At 63.7% G+C, this 16,717-nt stretch carries 18 protein-coding genes and 1 tRNA gene; 11 read left to right on the forward strand and 8 right to left on the reverse strand.

Annotation, left to right across the window (positions count from 1 at the left end):
• Positions 1 to 75: 75 nt before the first annotated feature.
• The 5 genes from FGK64_RS06220 to FGK64_RS06240 all read right to left on the reverse strand — a co-directional run bounded on the left by FGK64_RS06220 (position 76) and on the right by FGK64_RS06240 (position 4,910).
• Positions 76 to 1,032, reverse strand: coding sequence for an AraC-like ligand-binding domain-containing protein (locus FGK64_RS06220; RefSeq protein ID WP_138862890.1), 957 nt, complete (start codon positions 1,030 to 1,032; stop codon positions 76 to 78).
• 170 nt (positions 1,033 to 1,202) lie between these two features.
• Positions 1,203 to 1,279: transfer RNA gene (locus FGK64_RS06225), tRNA-Arg, on the reverse strand.
• An 88-nt stretch (positions 1,280 to 1,367) separates the two neighbouring features.
• On the reverse strand, positions 1,368 to 2,753 hold the full coding sequence (locus FGK64_RS06230) for a sensor histidine kinase (RefSeq protein WP_138862891.1): 1,386 nt from the start codon (positions 2,751 to 2,753) through the stop codon (positions 1,368 to 1,370).
• 16 nt (positions 2,754 to 2,769) lie between these two features.
• Entirely contained in the window at positions 2,770 to 4,188 is a 1,419-nt protein-coding gene (locus FGK64_RS06235; protein WP_138862892.1) for a dihydrolipoyl dehydrogenase family protein, read from the reverse strand.
• Positions 4,185 to 4,910: a TVP38/TMEM64 family protein gene (locus tag FGK64_RS06240; protein WP_138862893.1), complete on the reverse strand. Its 726-nt coding sequence runs from the start codon at positions 4,908 to 4,910 to the stop codon at positions 4,185 to 4,187. The genes FGK64_RS06235 and FGK64_RS06240 overlap by 4 nt, the downstream gene beginning before the upstream one ends.
• 262 nt (positions 4,911 to 5,172) lie before the next feature.
• Between FGK64_RS06240 and rpmH the strand changes: the two genes are divergently transcribed.
• The 3 genes from rpmH to yidD are packed head-to-tail and all read left to right on the forward strand — an operon-like array spanning position 5,173 to position 5,992.
• The gene (gene rpmH, locus FGK64_RS06245) at positions 5,173 to 5,307 is read left to right on the forward strand and encodes a 50S ribosomal protein L34 (RefSeq protein ID WP_104020418.1); all 135 of its coding nucleotides are present in this window, start codon (positions 5,173 to 5,175) and stop codon (positions 5,305 to 5,307) included.
• 23 nt (positions 5,308 to 5,330) lie between these two features.
• Positions 5,331 to 5,777: a ribonuclease P protein component gene (gene rnpA / locus FGK64_RS06250; RefSeq protein ID WP_138862894.1), complete on the forward strand. Its 447-nt coding sequence runs from the start codon at positions 5,331 to 5,333 to the stop codon at positions 5,775 to 5,777.
• Positions 5,774 to 5,992: a membrane protein insertion efficiency factor YidD gene (yidD, locus tag FGK64_RS06255; protein WP_138862895.1), complete on the forward strand. Its 219-nt coding sequence runs from the start codon at positions 5,774 to 5,776 to the stop codon at positions 5,990 to 5,992. The genes rnpA and yidD overlap by 4 nt, the downstream gene beginning before the upstream one ends.
• Positions 5,993 to 5,994: 2 nt before the next feature.
• Here yidD and FGK64_RS06260 read toward each other — a convergent pair whose 3' ends face one another.
• On the reverse strand, positions 5,995 to 6,498 hold the full coding sequence (locus FGK64_RS06260; protein ID WP_138862896.1) for a superoxide dismutase family protein: 504 nt from the start codon (positions 6,496 to 6,498) through the stop codon (positions 5,995 to 5,997).
• 97 nt (positions 6,499 to 6,595) lie between these two features.
• Between FGK64_RS06260 and ttcA the strand changes: the two genes are divergently transcribed.
• The 8 genes from ttcA (at position 6,596) to FGK64_RS06300 (ending at position 14,532) form a co-directional block, all read left to right on the forward strand.
• Positions 6,596 to 7,462, forward strand: coding sequence for a tRNA 2-thiocytidine(32) synthetase TtcA (gene ttcA / locus FGK64_RS06265; protein WP_138862897.1), 867 nt, complete (start codon positions 6,596 to 6,598; stop codon positions 7,460 to 7,462).
• Positions 7,463 to 7,529: 67 nt separating this feature from the next.
• The gene (locus FGK64_RS06270) at positions 7,530 to 9,065 is read left to right on the forward strand and encodes a putative bifunctional diguanylate cyclase/phosphodiesterase (protein WP_138862898.1); all 1,536 of its coding nucleotides are present in this window, start codon (positions 7,530 to 7,532) and stop codon (positions 9,063 to 9,065) included.
• Positions 9,066 to 9,246: 181 nt separating this feature from the next.
• The gene (gene yidC, locus FGK64_RS06275) at positions 9,247 to 11,061 is read left to right on the forward strand and encodes a membrane protein insertase YidC (protein ID WP_138862899.1); all 1,815 of its coding nucleotides are present in this window, start codon (positions 9,247 to 9,249) and stop codon (positions 11,059 to 11,061) included.
• Positions 11,058 to 11,804: an MOSC domain-containing protein gene (locus FGK64_RS06280; protein WP_425456601.1), complete on the forward strand. Its 747-nt coding sequence runs from the start codon at positions 11,058 to 11,060 to the stop codon at positions 11,802 to 11,804. Before yidC ends, FGK64_RS06280 begins: the two co-directional genes overlap by 4 nt.
• Positions 11,804 to 12,454 carry a ribosome biogenesis GTP-binding protein YihA/YsxC gene (yihA, locus tag FGK64_RS06285; protein WP_138862901.1) on the forward strand — a complete coding sequence of 217 codons (651 nt, stop codon included), beginning with the start codon at positions 11,804 to 11,806 and terminating at the stop codon, positions 12,452 to 12,454. The genes FGK64_RS06280 and yihA overlap by 1 nt, the downstream gene beginning before the upstream one ends.
• A 72-nt stretch (positions 12,455 to 12,526) precedes the next feature.
• Complete coding sequence (gene argB / locus FGK64_RS06290; RefSeq protein ID WP_138862902.1) at positions 12,527 to 13,387, forward strand: acetylglutamate kinase; 861 nt, start codon at positions 12,527 to 12,529, stop codon at positions 13,385 to 13,387.
• Positions 13,388 to 14,035 (forward strand): ferredoxin, encoded by a 648-nt coding sequence (locus tag FGK64_RS06295; protein WP_138862903.1) that lies wholly within the window; start codon positions 13,388 to 13,390, stop codon positions 14,033 to 14,035.
• A complete protein-coding gene (locus tag FGK64_RS06300; RefSeq protein ID WP_138862904.1) occupies positions 14,032 to 14,532 on the forward strand; it encodes a SixA phosphatase family protein in 501 nt (166 codons plus the stop codon). The genes FGK64_RS06295 and FGK64_RS06300 overlap by 4 nt, the downstream gene beginning before the upstream one ends.
• Positions 14,533 to 14,583: 51 nt before the next feature.
• On the opposite strand, the gene FGK64_RS06305 is transcribed toward FGK64_RS06300, so the two are convergent.
• Together FGK64_RS06305 and FGK64_RS06310 are read right to left on the reverse strand one after the other, a co-directional pair.
• A complete protein-coding gene (locus tag FGK64_RS06305) occupies positions 14,584 to 15,375 on the reverse strand; it encodes an amino acid ABC transporter ATP-binding protein (RefSeq protein WP_138862905.1) in 792 nt (263 codons plus the stop codon).
• 12 nt (positions 15,376 to 15,387) lie between these two features.
• On the reverse strand, positions 15,388 to 16,716 hold the full coding sequence (locus tag FGK64_RS06310) for an amino acid ABC transporter permease (protein ID WP_138862906.1): 1,329 nt from the start codon (positions 16,714 to 16,716) through the stop codon (positions 15,388 to 15,390).
• Position 16,717: the final 1 nt, after the last annotated feature.

Genomic DNA, 16,717 nt, shown 5'->3' on the forward strand with positions numbered 1-16,717 from the left:
CGCAGGCACAGCGGTGCCGGCCTGCCGGGGCGGACCCCGGCGGTTCAGGTTCGGTTTGTCAGGAAAAGCGCGGTGTCAGCCGGTGCGGGCCTGTTGCGCCTCTTTCCGGGCGGCGGTCGGGGTCATGCCGAACCGCGCCTTGTAGTGCTTTGAGAACTGCGACTGATCGGTGAATCCCCAGCGATAGGCAATTTCCGCCAGCGACAGCGTTGTCAGCGCCGACCGCAATTCCTCGTCACAGCGTTTCAGGCGGCGTTCGCGGATATAGCCGTTGATCGACTGGTCGGTTTCAAAGAACAGCTGCTGCAGGTAGCGCAGCGAGATGCCGCAAGCCTCGGCCACGAACTGCGGCGTGAGCTGTTCGGATTTCAGGTTTTCGCGGATCACCTGTTCGGCCCGCGCCAGATGCGCCGCGCGGATCGACGAGGCGCCGGAGCTTAGAACCCGGTCGTCGCTGCGGATCGTCAGGCACAGCAGTTCCAGCAGGTGATTGCCCGCCGCCTCGCGCGCGGCGGCGTCGATTCCCGCGATATGGCCGGCGGTGTTGCGCAGGCTCGACAGGAAATAGCTCGCCACGCCCGACGAGGCATCAAACGTCAGCCCGCCCAGCCGTTCCGAGGCCCCGACCCGCGCCCGTACACTGGCGGTGGGCACCTTCAGCACCCATTGGCGATTGCGCTTGCCGTGCCAGTATTCATAGGGCGCATCGCTGCGTTCCACCACAAAACCACCGGGCTTGCAGCTTGTGCGACGGTTGCCCTGAATGAATTGCACATCGTCATCTTCCGGGATCGCCACCAGAAGCGAGCTTTCAGACTCATTCAGCAGATGCCGTTTGTGGCGGCGATAGATCAGCGCGTCACAGTCGATCCGCGACAAGCCGACATCGCCAAGATCCCAGCACTCCATTTCGCCACGAAACCCGTGGCGGTCGCGCGTTTCGATATCCAGCGCGAAATAGGCCCGCGCCACGGCCTTGCGCCATCCGTCTTCGCCATGCCCCGAGACATGGACCGCGTGTTCCGGTCTCATCGGTGACTCCCTGTCACGACTGATTCTTCTTGTGTCGAGGGAAAGACTAACACGCGCAGGCCGCCAGACTTGGCTCTGGGCGCATAATTTTTGCCGAAAGCGCGAAGTCGCATAGCAAGCGCCACGAAACCTGTGCGTTTCGCGACGAAACCAGTCTGATTGTCAGGTAGTGGCGGACCGAGGAGGATTCGAACCCCCGACCCCTTGATTCGTAGTCAAGTACTCTATCCAGCTGAGCTATCGGTCCACTGAGGCTGGCATTTAGAGAAGCCCACGGGGGTTTGCAACCCGGAAATGACAGAAACTTTGCCGCCGGGCAAAAAGCTGGCGCAAGGTCAGGCGGCGGCGGTGCCGCGCGGCAGGGTGATCTCGAACCGGGTGCCGGATTCGCCGGTTTCGATCAGGCGCAGGGTGCCGCCGTGGCCGCGGATCAGTTCCTGCGCGATGGCCAGGCCAAGGCCCGAGCCGCCCTTGCGCGCGCCGCCCTGGAACGGCTTGAACAGGTGATCGCGCGCCTTTGCGGGCAGGCCCGGCCCGCTATCGCAAACATGGATGCGCCAGGCGTCGTCATCCTCGCGTGCTTCTACCACCACGGTGCCACCCGCCTTGGTCGCCGCAATCGCCTGGTGCGCGTTGCGCACAAGGTTCAAAATCACGCGGAACATCTGTTCGGGGTCGGCGCGCACCATCATCCCGGCAGGAACGCCGCAGACCAGCTCTACCTCGGCGCCTTCCAGCGTCAGCGCCTCGCCGTCGAACACGTCCTGCACCACGTCGCGCAGGCGCACCATGGTCAGCGTTGGCGCGGGTTCCTCGGCGCGGCCGAAGGCCAGCGTGCTTTCGCAGAGAGACACGGCGCGGGTGATCGAATTCACCAGCTTGGGCGCAAGGCGGCGCACGGCCGGATCTTCGCTGGCCTCGATCCGGTCAGTGAACAGCTGGGCCGAGGTCAGGATATTGCGGAGATCGTGGCTCACGCGGGCCACCGCGCCGCCCAGCTGGGCCAGCCGTTCCTTCTGCTTCAGGGCCTGCGTCAGGTCGGTCTGAAGCGACAGCAGCGCATCCTCGGCCTCGCGCAACTCGCGCACGCTCGCATGGGGGGCAATGATGGCGCGGGCATCTTCGGGGTCGGCGGCATAGCGTTTCATGTTCTCGACCACGCCCTTGATCGGGCGCACTAGCAGCAGGCGCACGGCCAGAAACAGCAGAACGGCGGTAAAGGCCGAGATCACCGCCGACAGCAGCAGCACCCGCAAGCCGTATTCAACCATCGCGGCGCGCAGCGGCAGCGAATCCATCGTTACCTCGATCAGCAGGCCCGCATCGCGCACCGGCGCGCCGATCACGCGGATCAGATCGTTACCGGGGCGGAACAGGCGCAGCATCGCATCGCGAATCAGCACCAGCGCACCGGGGTCGCGCAGGTCATAGGTTTGGCTGATCGGTTTCGGAATGGGCGAAGACAGCACCAGCTGGCGCATCTCGTCGCGGCGCAGCACGACGTTGTAGACCTCGGCGTTTTTCAGCAGCTCGGCCTCAAGCTCCATTTCCAGCATGTCGTCGGCCAGCAGGGCGAGAGAGGCGATCTGCGCGCGCTCCAGCCTGTCCAGCAGGTAATCCTCGCGGAAGCGGGCGACGGAGGGCACGAATATCAGCACCTCGGCCAACATCACGAAGACCGTGGTCAGGATCAGAAACCGCCCCGACAGCGTATTCAGCATCGCACCCCTTCCGGTGTCACGGCAGCACGGATTGCACCAGCCGGACCACCCGTTTGACCGCCTGACTATCAAACAGCCTTGGCGAGAAATAGGCCCCCGCGGCGCGTTTGTTAACCTCGGCGTAGGTTGGATAGGGCACGATCATGCCTGCGATCTGGCTCATCTTCAGCTTTTGCGCGATGGCAAGCCCCCAGATCGCGATCTGTTCGCCGGCGCGCGCGCCGGTGATGGTGGCGCCAACCGGGCGGCCGCGCACGACCATTACCTTGATCGCGCCTTCGGTGCGGCGTTCGGCGATGGCGCGGTCGTTTTCGGCCATGTCAAAGCGGGCGATCGTCAGTCGGTCGCCGTGTGTCTCGCGCGCCTCGGCCTCGGTCAGCCCGACATGAGCCAGCTCCGGGTCGGCATAGGTGACACGGGGGATGTAGTGCGTGGCGGCGCGGGCGGGCAGCGCGAACAGCATCGAACGCAGGATCACGCTGGCATGGTATCCGGCAAGGTGAGTGAATTGCGGCCCCCCCGCTGCGTCGCCAATGGCATAGGCGCGCCGGTTGGTGGTGCGCAGCCCGGCGTCGACCTTTATGCCGCTCTTGGTGGTCTCGATCCCCGCCGCGTCAAGGCCGAGGCCGTCCGTCATCACCTGCCGCCCCACCGCCACCAGCAGATGCGTGCCGGTGAGTGTTTCACCCGCCTCGGTCGTCAGGGTGATGGCGCCAGCCTGCCCGGCCACACGACTCACGCGGGCCTGTTCGACGATGCGCACTCCGTCCCGGCGCAACGCGTCCAGTACCACGGCGGCGGCCTCGGGGTCTTCGCGGCCAAGGGCACGGTCGGCCTCGACGATCGTGACCTTGCAGCCCAACCGCGCGTGCGCCTGCGCCATTTCCACACCGATCGGCCCACCACCCAGAATCAGCAGATGCCCGGGCGCGTCGCGCTGCGCGAACAGGGTTTCATTGGTCAGGTAGGGCACGCCATCTAACCCCGGAATCGGCGGCACCGCCGGGCGCGAGCCGGTGGCAATCACGAAGCGGCGGGCGCGAATACGCGTGTCGCCCGCCTGTATCTCGCGCGGAGAGACAAAGTGTGCAGTGTCTCGGATCACCCGCACGCCGAACCCTTCGAATCGCTCCTGGCTGTCGACCGGCGCGATCCGCGCAATGGTCTGCGCCACATGGTCCATCGCGGCGGCATAGTCGGTGTGCGGTTGCACCGGGGCAGTGCCAAAGGGTTCGGTCGTCGTCTGGGCGTGGGCGGCATGGGCGGCGGCCAGAAGCGCCTTGGACGGCACGCAACCATGGTTCAGGCAATCTCCGCCCATCTCGGCGCGCTCGATCAGCACCACATCGGCGCCCATCTGACTGGCCCCGGCAGCCACAGACAGCCCCGCCGAGCCCGCGCCGATTACCGCAATGTCACAGCTTATCCGGCTCATACACGTTCCTTCCGCCATGCCTTGACCACGATAGGTAGCGCGGCCAGCGCGCACAGCCCAAGAATCGGCCCGATGACATGGGGCTCGCGGATCAGCGACAGATCGGGCGTGCCGCCCCGGTCGAACACCGCACCAAGGCCGACGCCAATCCAGGTGAAGACGATGGCCCCCGGCAGGATGCCGATGGCCGTTGTCCAGGCAAAGTTGCGAAACCGTGCACCCACCAGCGCAGGCAGCAGGTTCGCGACGAAGAACGGCACAGCCGGCAACAGGCGTAGCAGCAGCAAGACACTGATTTCATTGTCTCGAAGCCCTTGACGGAGTTTGGCCACGCGCCCTTGCGCCGTGTCGATCCGGCCCGCCAGCCAATCGCCCAGCCCCCAGCGCGCCGCCAGAAAGATCGCGCAGGCCCCGAGCGTTGCGGCGGTGACATTCAAAGCCACACCCGCGACCAGTCCGAACAGGAACCCTCCGGTGACCGAGGCAACGGCCGCCCCCGGAAGCGACAGCGCGACAATCGCGAAATATACGCCGACGAAGCCCGCCGCTGTCAGGATCGGATGCGCGGCCCGCAGCGCCAGCAGGCTTTCCCGGTGGGTGCGCAGCGTCTCGAAATTCAGGTGGTCGCGCAGCAGAAAAATGCCAAGCACGGCAATCGCCACCAGTCCGGCAAAAGCCAGTGCGCGCAGCGCAATGTGTCGTGGCAGGGGTAAAGAGCGCATGGGCGGGCCAATCCAGGCAACAGGGTGGCCAACAGGATGCACGCAATCCCCTGGGGCAAACAGATGCCCGGCGCCACGATCACAAACCCTTGATTTCCCGGGCACCCCGCGTGATCGTCAAAAATCTTTCGCAAAGCGCACGAATCCCGCGCCTGCGGGTTTGACTTGTGTCCAAAGCCACATTATGGACCGGGCTTCAATTCCCCCGGCACCGGCGAATCCGCGCCCTGCCCGGCCCGACCGACTTAAATGGAGACGCGCGATGAAACGCACCTTTCAACCGTCGAACCTGGTTCGCAAACACCGCCACGGCTTTCGTGCGCGCATGGCAACCAAGGCCGGCCGCAAGATCCTGAACGCACGTCGCGCGCGCGGCCGCAAATCGCTGAGCGCATAAGCGCCACCGATCAGGTACAGACCATGACACCGCCGGAGGCCCCCGAGGATGGCATCGCCAACCCGGGGAACACGCCCCCGGCGGTTTCGTCATGCTTGGGCGCCAAAGGCACCACGGGCCTGACCGTTCTAAGCAAACGCGCCGATTTCCTGCGGGCAGCGCGCGCCCGGAGGCAGGGCACGGCCAGCATGATGGTGCAGGCCCGCCAGCGCCAGCCCGAGGAAGCGGCCAGCGGCATTCGCGTCGGCTTTACCTGTTCAAAGAAAGTCGGCAATGCAGTGGCCCGCAACCGGGCCAAGCGCCGCCTGCGCGAAGCGGCGCGGCTGGTTCTGCCGCACATCGGGCATAACGGGTGGGATTACGTGCTGATCGGCCGTGCCGAGGCCACGGCCAACCGCCCGTTTGACGCGCTGTGTGACGATCTGCGCGGTGCCGTGGCGCGGTTGCACGCCCCGCGCAAGACCACATGAGCCCCCTGGCCCGGATCGCCGCCCTGCCCGTGCGGGCCTATCGCCTGATTTTTTCGCCTTGGGTTGGCCATAACTGCCGCTATCAACCGACATGTTCCGCCTATGCGCTGGAAGCGCTGGAGAAACACGGTGGCTTGCGCGGCAGTTGGCTGGCGCTGCGGCGAATCGCCCGCTGCCATCCCTTCGGCGGCAGCGGGATCGATAACGTACCCTGAGGCTACTCGATCACGCCGCAGGCCACTCGCCCACCAGCGCCTGCGTCGGCACCGTAGCTGTCGGGGTTCTCGTGGACGATGATCGCCGAACCGTCGGAATCCAGCATCGCCCCTATCTCGCCGTCGACGCTCAGCCGCGCACCGGTGACATGAGCCCGCACCTCGCCGTTCTCGTCGGCGTAGACATTGGGCAGGTCGCCTGCATGGGCGCCGCCGTCGGCCAGAAGGCCATGCGACTGGCCTTCGGGAGCATAGTGATCGCCCGCCGCCTTGAAGCCATCGCCACAATCGCCCGTCTGGTGGACATGGAACCCATGCCAGCCGGGCGCGAGCCCGGTCAATTCGATCTGGAACAGGACGCCTTCGTTGCTATCCTGCATGGTAACGGTGCCAGCCGGGTTGCCATTGGCGTCCTTCATGTCGGCTGTGGCCTCTGCGGCCATTGCCGCCGTCGAGGACAGGGCGAGCGCCAGCGCGCAGGCGGTCAGTTTCGCTGAGGTATGCATCGTTTTGATCCTTTCGTGGTGCGTTGGCCCAACGCGCGGCGCGCACGCCTGTTCCGACCTCTTGCCGGAATGCGGGCGCTCGACTAAAGCTCGGCCCATGCTTGACGAAAACGACGATATCCATCCGCTGTTCGCCGGCGCGCCTGACACCACCGCCTTTCGCAAGCTGCGCAAGCGGATCGTACGTCAGACGCGCGAGGCGATCGAGCAATACGGCATGATCGAACGCGGCGCGCGCTGGCTGGTCTGCCTGTCGGGCGGGAAGGACAGCTATACCCTGCTGGCCGTCCTGCACGAGCTGCAATGGCGCGGGCTGCTGCCCGTCGACATCCTCGCCTGCAATCTGGATCAGGGGCAGCCGGGGTTCCCGGCAACGGTTCTGCCCGAATTCCTGCAAAAGATGGGCGTGCCGCACCGGATCGAATATCAGGACACCTATTCCATCGTCGTCGACAAGGTGCCGCAGGGGCGGACGTTTTGCGCGCTCTGCTCGCGGCTGCGGCGCGGCAACCTGTATCGGATCGCCAGGGAAGAAGGCTGTTCCGCCGTGGTGCTGGGCCACCATCGCGATGATATCCTTGAGACTTTCTTCATGAACCTGTTCCACGGCGGCCGCCTTGCGACGATGCCGCCCAAGCTGGTGAACGAAGAAGGCGACCTGTTCGTCTATCGCCCGCTGGCCCATGTGGCCGAGGAAGACTGCGACAAGTTCGCCCGGGCGATGAACTACCCCATCATCCCCTGCGATCTGTGCGGCAGTCAGGATGGGCTGCAACGCCAGCAGGTGAAACAAATCCTCGACGGGTGGGAGCGCAACAGCCCCGGCCGCCGTCAGGTGATGTTCCGCGCGCTGATGAACGCGCGGCCCTCGCATCTGCTGGATCCGGGGCTGTTCGATTTCGCCGGGCTGACGCGCGGATCGCAAAAGGGCTCGGAAGACGACGGAATTCCCAAGCTGCGTTAACGTCTCGGTCAGGACATGGCGCTAGTCTTCCCGACAGTCGTACAATCTCGACGCGGAAGGATTCCCCATGGCCACCATCGACCCGCTCAGGCGCGCTAGCCGCTGGATCGCACCCGGTTTGATGGGCCCGCCCGCCCTGGCGTTCCTGCCCGCTCTGTCGTTGGCAACCTTCTGGATCGGTGGCGAAACGGCCCTGTTGCTGGTGTCGCTTGGGGTTCCCTTGATCTTCGCGGCGCTTGGCATGTTCAGCCGGTCAGGGGCTACTGAACAAACCCGCGATACGGTGACAGGGCTTATCCTGCGTGACGGCTTTGCCGAAGTTGTCCAAAGCGTGCACCAGGCCACAGCGCGGACGGGGATGCGCTCGGCTCTGTTCATTCTGGAAATCGACGATTTCAGGGAACTGGCAAACCGCCACGGACAAGAGGCCGCGAATTCGGTCGCGCATTGCTGCAGCGAACGTCTGTATGGCGCTCTGCGTCAGGGCGATACCGTTGCCCGGCTTGATGACAACAGATTTGCAGTCTGCCTCAAAGCCGTGCGCCAGCTTGATCTGGAACTTTGCGTGCAACTGTCGGGCCGGATGCAATCCGCGATAGAGGAACCGATCGCGCTGGACGGATTGTCGCTGTATGTCTCATGTTCGATCGGATTCTGCCTGAATGCGGGCGGCGATGGCGACTCCAAGGAATGGATGCGCGCCGCCGAAACCGCGCTGGCGGATGCCCGCCAGTCTGGCCCATCTTCGATTCGCGCTTATTCCACCGACATGAAGCGCCGCGCCAGCACCCGCCAGGATTTGCGCAAAGAGGTGGAGGTGGCATTGGAAAAGGGGCAGATCATCCCATGGTTTCAGCCCCAGATCTCGACGGATACAGGCCGGGTGACAGGGTTCGAGGCGCTGGCGCGCTGGCTGCACCCCGCCCATGGCATGATCCCGCCGTCCGACTTTCTGCCGCTGATGGAAGAAACCGGCCAGATGGAAAAGCTGGGCCAGACAATGCTGCACCACGCGCTGACGGCCATCTGCGCCTGGGACAAGGTTGGCGCCGACGTGCCCTGCATCGGCGTGAACTTTGCCGGAGACGAATTGCGCAATCCCGGTTTGGTCGAACAGATCAAATGGGCATTGGACCGGTTCGACCTGACTCCCGACCGCCTTGCCGTCGAAGTTCTGGAAACTGTGGTTGCCGACTCGCCCGATGACATGGTCGCCCGGAATATCCGCGGGCTTGCTGGGCTGGGTTGCCGGATCGACCTTGACGATTTTGGCACCGGCCATGCCTCTATCGCGTCGATCCGCCGGTTTTCCGTAAGCCGGATCAAGATCGACCGCTCTTTCGTGCTCAAGGCAGATCAGGACCCGGACCAACAGCGGATGATCGCCGCGATCCTGACCATGGCCGAGCGGCTGGGCGTCTCAACGCTTGCCGAGGGGGTGGAAACCGTGGGCGAACATGCATTGCTGGCGCAGCTTGGCTGCGATCATGTGCAAGGGTTCGGAATTGGCCGCCCGATGCCCTTCGAACAGACGCTCGACTGGATCAGCAACCACGCGGCCAAGCTGACCGAGGCCCCCATCATCGGCCGTGACGTGGGTTGACACCCCCGGCCACTCGCTTGTGCGGCCAACACCCGGCTTCGGGCCAACTTGCAAACGATCAGGCATCACGATTGCCCCATGTGACACTGGCGTGCCCGGATTGCACCGGGATTGGGGTTGACCTTTCGGCCCGCACTCTGTTGAACCACCCTGTCATAATCTAGCAAGGTGCCTGTCCCCGATGGACGAACAGAACAGAAATCTCATCCTGGCAACCGTCCTGTCTTTTCTGGTGATCCTGGGCTGGTTCGTTCTGTTCCCGCCCGAGAAGCAGACCCAGACAAATGACACTCTGCCTGCGCAGGAAACCGTGCAAGCCGATGGCGTGGCGACCACACCGATGGCCGCCGACGGCGCCGACCCGGCCGGGTCGGTGGACGCTGGTGCCGAACCCGTCGCTGATGCGCCGAGGGTCGATATCGACACGCCGCGGCTGACTGGCAGCATTTCTCTGCTTGGCGGGCGGATCGACGATCTGTCGCTGAAGGATTACCGCGTCACGCTGGACCCCGAATCCGAAATCGTGCGTGTTCTGGCCCCCGCCGGGACCGAAGGCGCCTATTACGCACTCTACGGCTGGGCCGCTGGTGCCGGTGTTTCGCCCGATCGCGTACCGGGTCCGAAAACCGAATGGGCGCTCGAAAGCGGCGAAACGCTGGGTGTCGACACACCCGTAACGCTGAGCTGGGACAACGGCGCGGGTCTGACCTTCCGCCGCACCATCGCGGTCGACGAAGATTACATGTTCACAATCACGCAGTCTGTCGAAAACGCCTCGGGCGAAACGGCAGGCCTTGCGCCCTATGGCATCATCGCGCGTCATGGCGAACCTGCCGATCGCAAGAAGTTCTTTATCCTGCACGAGGGCGTCGTTCGCATGTCGGACGGCGAGCTGGAAGAGATCGACTATGATGACATGCCCGATTTCGACGTGAACGCCAATGAAGGCGCCCGCGCCGAGGTCACGCAGGTCACCGAAGGCGGCTGGATCGGCTTTACCGATCACTTCTGGATGTCGACCCTGATCCCGGAACCGGGCACCGCGTTCAAATCTGTCGCGAAATACGACGAACGGCGCAATATCTTCCAGACCGAAGCGGTAATGCCGACGCAAACCGTGGCCGACGGCGCCTCGATCAGCGTGACCACGCAGCTGTTTGCCGGTGCAAAGGAATGGGAAACCATCCGCAACTACGAACGCGGCGGGATCGCCGGATTCATCGATAGCATCGACTGGGGCTGGTTCTTCTTCCTGACCAAACCGATCTTCTGGCTGCTGCACAACATCAACCAGCTGATCGGCAACATGGGCTGGTCGATCATCGGGCTGACACTGATCATCAAGGCCGTGCTGTTCCCGCTGGCCTATAAATCCTACGTCTCGATGGCGAAGATGAAGGAACTGCAGCCGCAGATGGAAAAGCTGAAGGAACAGGCGGGCGACGACCGTCAGAAACTTCAGCAGGGCATGATGGAGCTGTACAAGAAGGAAAAGGTGAACCCCGCCGCAGGCTGTTTGCCGATCCTGCTGCAAATCCCGATCTTCTTCTCGCTGTACAAAGTGATCTTTGTCACGATCGAACTGCGTCACGCACCGTGGTTCGGCCCGTTTCAGGATCTCTCGGCGCCCGATCCGACCACGCTGTTGAACCTGTTCGGCCTGTTGCCGGTTGCCGCACCTGAACCCGGCTCGATCATGGCGCTGGTCTTCATTGGCATCCTGCCGCTGTTGCTGGGTATCTCGATGTGGCTGCAGCAGAAACTGAACCCGGCGCCCACCGATCCGACCCAGCAGATGATCTTTGCGTGGATGCCGTGGATCTTCATGTTCATGCTGGGCGGATTTGCCAGCGGGCTGGTGGTGTACTGGATCGCGAACAACACGATCACCTTCACCCAGCAATACCTGATCATGCGCAGCCAGGGCTACAAGCCGGACGTGTTCGGCAACATCAAGTCCAGCTTCAGCCGCAAGAAGAAAACGGCGGGCAAGTGATGGCAACGGTTGAGGCACTCTGGCGCCACCCTATCAAAAGCCACGGCCGCGAGGCTTTGGACCAAGTGACATTGACCGCCGGGCAGACCATGCCCGGCGATCGTGTCTGGGCCGTCGCGCACGAAGCCAGCAAGGCCGACGGCAGCGAATGGGCCATGTCGGCGAATTTCTCTCGCGGGGTGAAGGCGCCCGCGCTGATGGCGATCACCTCGCGCTATGATGCGGACAGTGAAACCGTAACGCTGAGCCACCCGGACCGCCCCGATCTGACAGTGCAGCCCGATCGCGATCCGCAGGCGCTGATTGACTGGGCCGCGCCGCTGATGCCGGAAGACCGCGCCGCCTCGGCCCGGGTGCTGCGGGTGCCGGGGCGCGGCATGACCGACACGCCCTTCCCGTCGATTTCGATCCTGAACCTTGCCTCCAGCCGGGCGCTGGAACAGGCGATGGGCCGCGATCTGTCGATGCACCGCTGGCGCGGCAACATCTGGACCGACCTTGGCACGCCCTGGGCCGAATTCGACATGGTCGATAAAGAGATCGAGATTGGCGACTGCCGGTTCATCGTGCGCGAGCGGATCAAACGCTGCATGGCGACAACGGCGAATCCCGAAACCGGTGAACGCGATGCCGACACGCTGGGCGCGCTGAAGGAAAACTGGAACCACACCCATTTCGGCATCTATGCCGAGGTCACGCAGGGCGGAACCATCCGCACCGGCGACGCATTGCGCGTGCTCTGATGGCGCTGCCCTTTCCCTTGGCGGAAACGCCCGACCAAACCACGGCAGAGGCCGGACGCCTGCTGTTCGCGCGCGAATCGACCTTTGTGAAAGGTGTGGTTGCGATGTCGGGCCTGCCCCCGGCCGACCGGATCGAGGTATGTTTTGCCGGACGGTCGAACGTGGGCAAATCCACGCTGATCAACGCGCTGACGGGAACCAAGGCGCTGGCGCGCGCGTCGAACACGCCGGGGCGCACGCAGGAGATCAACTATTTCAACCAAGGGCCTGACCTCTATCTGGTCGACCTGCCCGGCTATGGCTATGCGAATGCGCCGCTGCCGGTGGTGGAAAAATGGCAGCGCCTGTTGAAACAGTACCTGTCGGGGCGGCCGACGCTGCGCCGCGCCTTCGTGCTGATCGACGCGCGCCATGGCGTAAAAGACGTGGACGATCAAATCCTTCGCCTGCTTGATACCTCGGCCGTGACGTTCCAATGCGTTCTGACCAAGGTCGACAAGGTCAAAGCCAAGGATATGGAAAACACGCTGAAACAGGTGCGCGCCGCGCTGGCAAAACACCCCGCCGCATATCCGGAAATCGTGCTGACATCGTCCGAGAAGGGCGACGGGATTGAAACGCTCCGCGGCATTATTGCGGGCCTGTCCTAGGCGGGTCTCGGCAAAACGGCTTGCGTGACAGCCCCGCATTTCCGATAAACCCGCCAAACAGGGGATATCGGGATGAAGACTCAGGACATGAATCGCGACTGGACGAACACCGCCGAAACGCTGTCACGGGCGGTTCCCTATCTTCAACGCTACGATGACGCGATTGTTGTCATCAAGCTGGGCGGTCACGCCATGGGCAGCGACGAGGCGATGGACGAGTTCGCGCGCGACGTGGTGCTGCTGCGTCTGTGCGGGGTGAACCCGGTGGTGGTGCATGGCGGCGGGCCGCAAATCAACGCGTTGTTGAAACAGCTGGAGATCAAATCGGACTTCGTGAACGGCAAGCGTGTCACCGACAAGGCCACCGTTGACGTGGTCGAAATGGTACTTTCGGGGTCTGTCAACAAGTCCATCGTGCAGGCGATTCAGCGGCAGGGCGGCAAGGCCGTGGGCCTGTCGGGCAAGGATGCCAACCTGATGGTCTGCGACCAGACCGACCCCGCGCTGGGGCTGGTGGGCACGCCCGCGGATATGGACCCGAGCCTGCTGAAGCTGCTGTTTGAAAAGGAAATCATCCCCGTGATCGCGCCCATCGGCGCAGGGCGGAACGGTGAAACCTATAACGTGAACGGCGATACTGCCGCCGGGGCCTATGCCAAGGCGCTGAAGGCCGACCGGCTGCTGCTGCTGACCGACGTGGCCGGCGTGAAGAACGCCGAGGGCGACGTTGTGACGGAACTGACCGCCGCCGAAATCCGCCAGATGACCGCCGATGGCGTGATCGCGGGCGGCATGATCCCCAAGACGGAAACCGCGCTGGATGCGGTCGAAGGCGGGGTGCGGGCCGCTGTTATCATTGATGGGCGCGCGCCCAATGCCTGCCTGCTTGAACTGTTCACCGAGCATGGCGCCGGGTCGATGATCCGCCGCTGAATGCCCGTTTCGGCGCACCCCGAGTATGACGACATCGATCAGGCGGCGCAGGCCCACGGTCTGATCGTCATGGGGGCGCTGCGCGACGGCGGCGAGAGCCTGATCCTGCTGGGGGCAGGCCCTGCGTTCTGGGACCATCTGCAAGCGGCTCCAGAAGCCCTTGATGGCGCGCCCGATCCGGTTGACCGCTGGTCGAGCCGTGTCATCGGCGCGCTGGCCGCGCAATTCGGCGCGCAGGCCGAATTTCCCTTTGGCGGGCCGCCCTATGCGCCCTTCATCCGCTGGGCGATGGATAGCGGGCGCGCGTTTCAAAGCCCGGTTGGGATGCTGGTGCACGACACTGTGGGCATGATGATATCTTACCGGGGCGCGCTGCGGCTGCCCCGCGTCATTCCCACGCCAACACCGCGCACCGCCAGCCCCTGCCCCACCTGCGCCGCGCCCTGTATCACCGCCTGCCCGGTCGGGGCGCTGTCGGGTGATACGCCTTACAATCTGGCCGCCTGCCACGCCTACCTTGACACGCCCGCCGGACAAGAGTGCATGGTAAACGGCTGTGCCGTGCGGCGCGCCTGCCCCGTCAGCACGGGCGCGCAGCGACAACCGGCCCAATCGGCCCACCATATGAGAGCGTTCCACCCGTCATGACCAAGACCCTGATCCTGATGCGCCACGCGAAATCCGATTGGGGGGCGCCGTCCTTGCCCGACAAGCTGCGCCCGCTGAACGCGCGGGGGCAGCGCTCGGCCACGGCGCTTGGCGATTGGCTTCGGGCCAAGGGGCATCTGCCGCAGACTGTCTTGTGCTCTTCGGCAATCCGGACGCGGGAAACGCTGGCTGGGCTGGGGCTTATGAATACGACCGTCAATTATAGCGACGATCTGTATCACGCCGAAGCAGACGTGATGTTTCAGGTTTTGAAACGTGCCAGCAGCGATACGGTTCTGATGATCGGCCACAATCCCGGCATCTGCGATTTTGCCCAGATGCTTATGGAGGACGCGCCCGACCACATCCGGTTTCACGACTACCCCACCTGCGCGACGCTGGTGGCGCGGTTCGATATTGCCGACTGGACGGCGCTGCAATGGCGCAGCGGTCAGCCGGTGGATTTCACGGTGCCCCGCGATCTGATCGGCGGATGAAACGAAAAACGCCCGACCGATTGGCCGGGCGTTTCCAATACTGTGACCCGTTCAGTGGCCCAGGATCTGGCTGAGGAACAGCTGGGTCCGCGGGCTCTTGGGGTTGTTGAAGAACTCTTCGGGTTCGTTCTGTTCCACAATCTGGCCCTGATCCATAAAGATCACGCGGTTCGCCACCTGACGGGCAAAGCCCATTTCATGCGTCACGCACAGCATGGTCATGCCTTCCTCGGCCAGCTCGATCATGGTGTCGAGCACCTCTTTGATCATTTCCGGGTCCAGCGCCGACGTGGGTTCGTCGAACAGCATGATGCGCGGCTTCATGCACAGCGAGCGGGCAATCGCCACCCGTTGCTGCTGACCGCCCGAAAGCATACCGGGATACTTGTGCGCCTGATCGGGGATCTTCACCTTTTCAAGGAAATGCATCGCGGTGGCCTCGGCTTCTTTCCGGGGCACCTTGCGCACCCAGATCGGGGCCAGCGTACAGTTTTCCAGGATCGTCAGGTGCGGGAACAGGTTGAAGTGCTGAAAGCACATGCCAACCTCGGACCGGATCTTGTCGATGTTCTTCAGGTCCGAGCTCAGCTCGGTTCCATCCACGACAATGCGGCCCTTCTGGTGTTCCTCCAGCCTGTTGATGCAGCGGATCAGCGTGGATTTCCCCGACCCCGACGGCCCGGCGATCACGATCCGTTCGCCGCGATACACCGTCAGGTCGATGTCGCGCAGCACATGGAAGGTGCCGTACCATTTGTTCATGTTGCTGATTTCAATCGCGACCTCATCCGAGACCTGCATCTTGGAACGGTCGATTTCGCGGTCGGTGGCAAGTTCTGACATATGCGGAACTCCTTATTTGTGGCCAGTCCGAAGCTTGCGCTCCAGGTACATGGAATAACGGGACATCGAGAAGCAGAAGATGAAGAACACCACCGCGATAAAGCCGTACAGCTCCCACACGATGCCGTTCCAGTTGCTGTCGGCGCGAATTGCATTCGACAGCCCCAACGGATCAAGCAACCCGATGATCGACACCAGCGTGGTATCCTTGAACACGCCGATGAAGGTGGACACGATGCCCGGAATCGAAATCTTCAGCGCCTGCGGCATGATCACCAGCCGCTGCGCCTGCCAGTAATCAAGGCCAAGGCTGTCGGCGCCCTCGTACTGCCCCTTGGGCAGGGCCGCGAGCCCCCCGCGCACCACCTCGGCCATATAGGCCGCGGCGAAGAGCGTCACCATGATCAGCACCCGCAGGATGATGTCAAAGTTGGTGCCCGGCGGCATGAAGATGTTCAGCAGGGTCGAGGCCACGAACAGCAGCGTGATCAGCGGAACGCCCCGGATGAATTCGATGAAGCCGATGCAGATGTATTTGACGATCATCAGGTCCGATTGCCGCCCCAGCGCCAGAACGATGCCAAGCGGCAGCGAACAGGCAATGGCGACGACGCCGATGGTGATCGACAGCATGAAGCCCCCGAAGTTCCGGCTGGGCACTTCCTCGATCCCGAGGGGCAGGACCGACGCCAGCGCATCAACCACATACCCCGACAGGAACAGCCACCAGATCACCGCCGCCAGCACGCCCACGACCAGCCCGATCAGATTGCTGGTGGCGGCGCCAAGGATGCGGAAGACGTAGTAGCCGATGACGAACCCGGCGGCCACGGCAAGCGGGCCCCAGATGGTGCCTCCCCACAGCAGCCAAGGAAAGATGAAGGGGAACGCGGCCGAGAACCAGATCAGCTGGCTGGGCACGCGGTCGGCAAACAGGACAGGCGCCAGCGCCACCCCCATCAGCACGAAGGACAGGATCGGCCGCCAGTACAGATCGGATGGGTAGAACCCGAACAGCAACTGAACCCAGCGTTCGCGGATCACGCCCCAGCAGGCACCCGAAGTGCCGTGTTCGCCCACCGATCCGGCGGCGGTCAGGATCTCGCGGCATTCGCTGAGCGAGGTCGCGCCCCATGTGGGTGACAGGATCCACGGAACGATACCGATCAGGATCCAGGCGATGATCGCCAGGGAAATGACCGTGACGACGGTGTTGAACCAGCCCGAGAACAGGTTCTCGCGCGCCCAGCCCACCGGCCCCGTCGATGACGCCGGAGGCGCCACCTGCGGCAGCATGGTTTCACGGACGTAGGCAACGGTGTTTGCGTGTGTATCGCTCATC

The sequence above is a fragment of the Arenibacterium halophilum genome, from assembly GCF_005938225.1.
Taxonomy (GTDB): Bacteria; Pseudomonadota; Alphaproteobacteria; order Rhodobacterales; family Rhodobacteraceae; genus Arenibacterium; species Arenibacterium halophilum.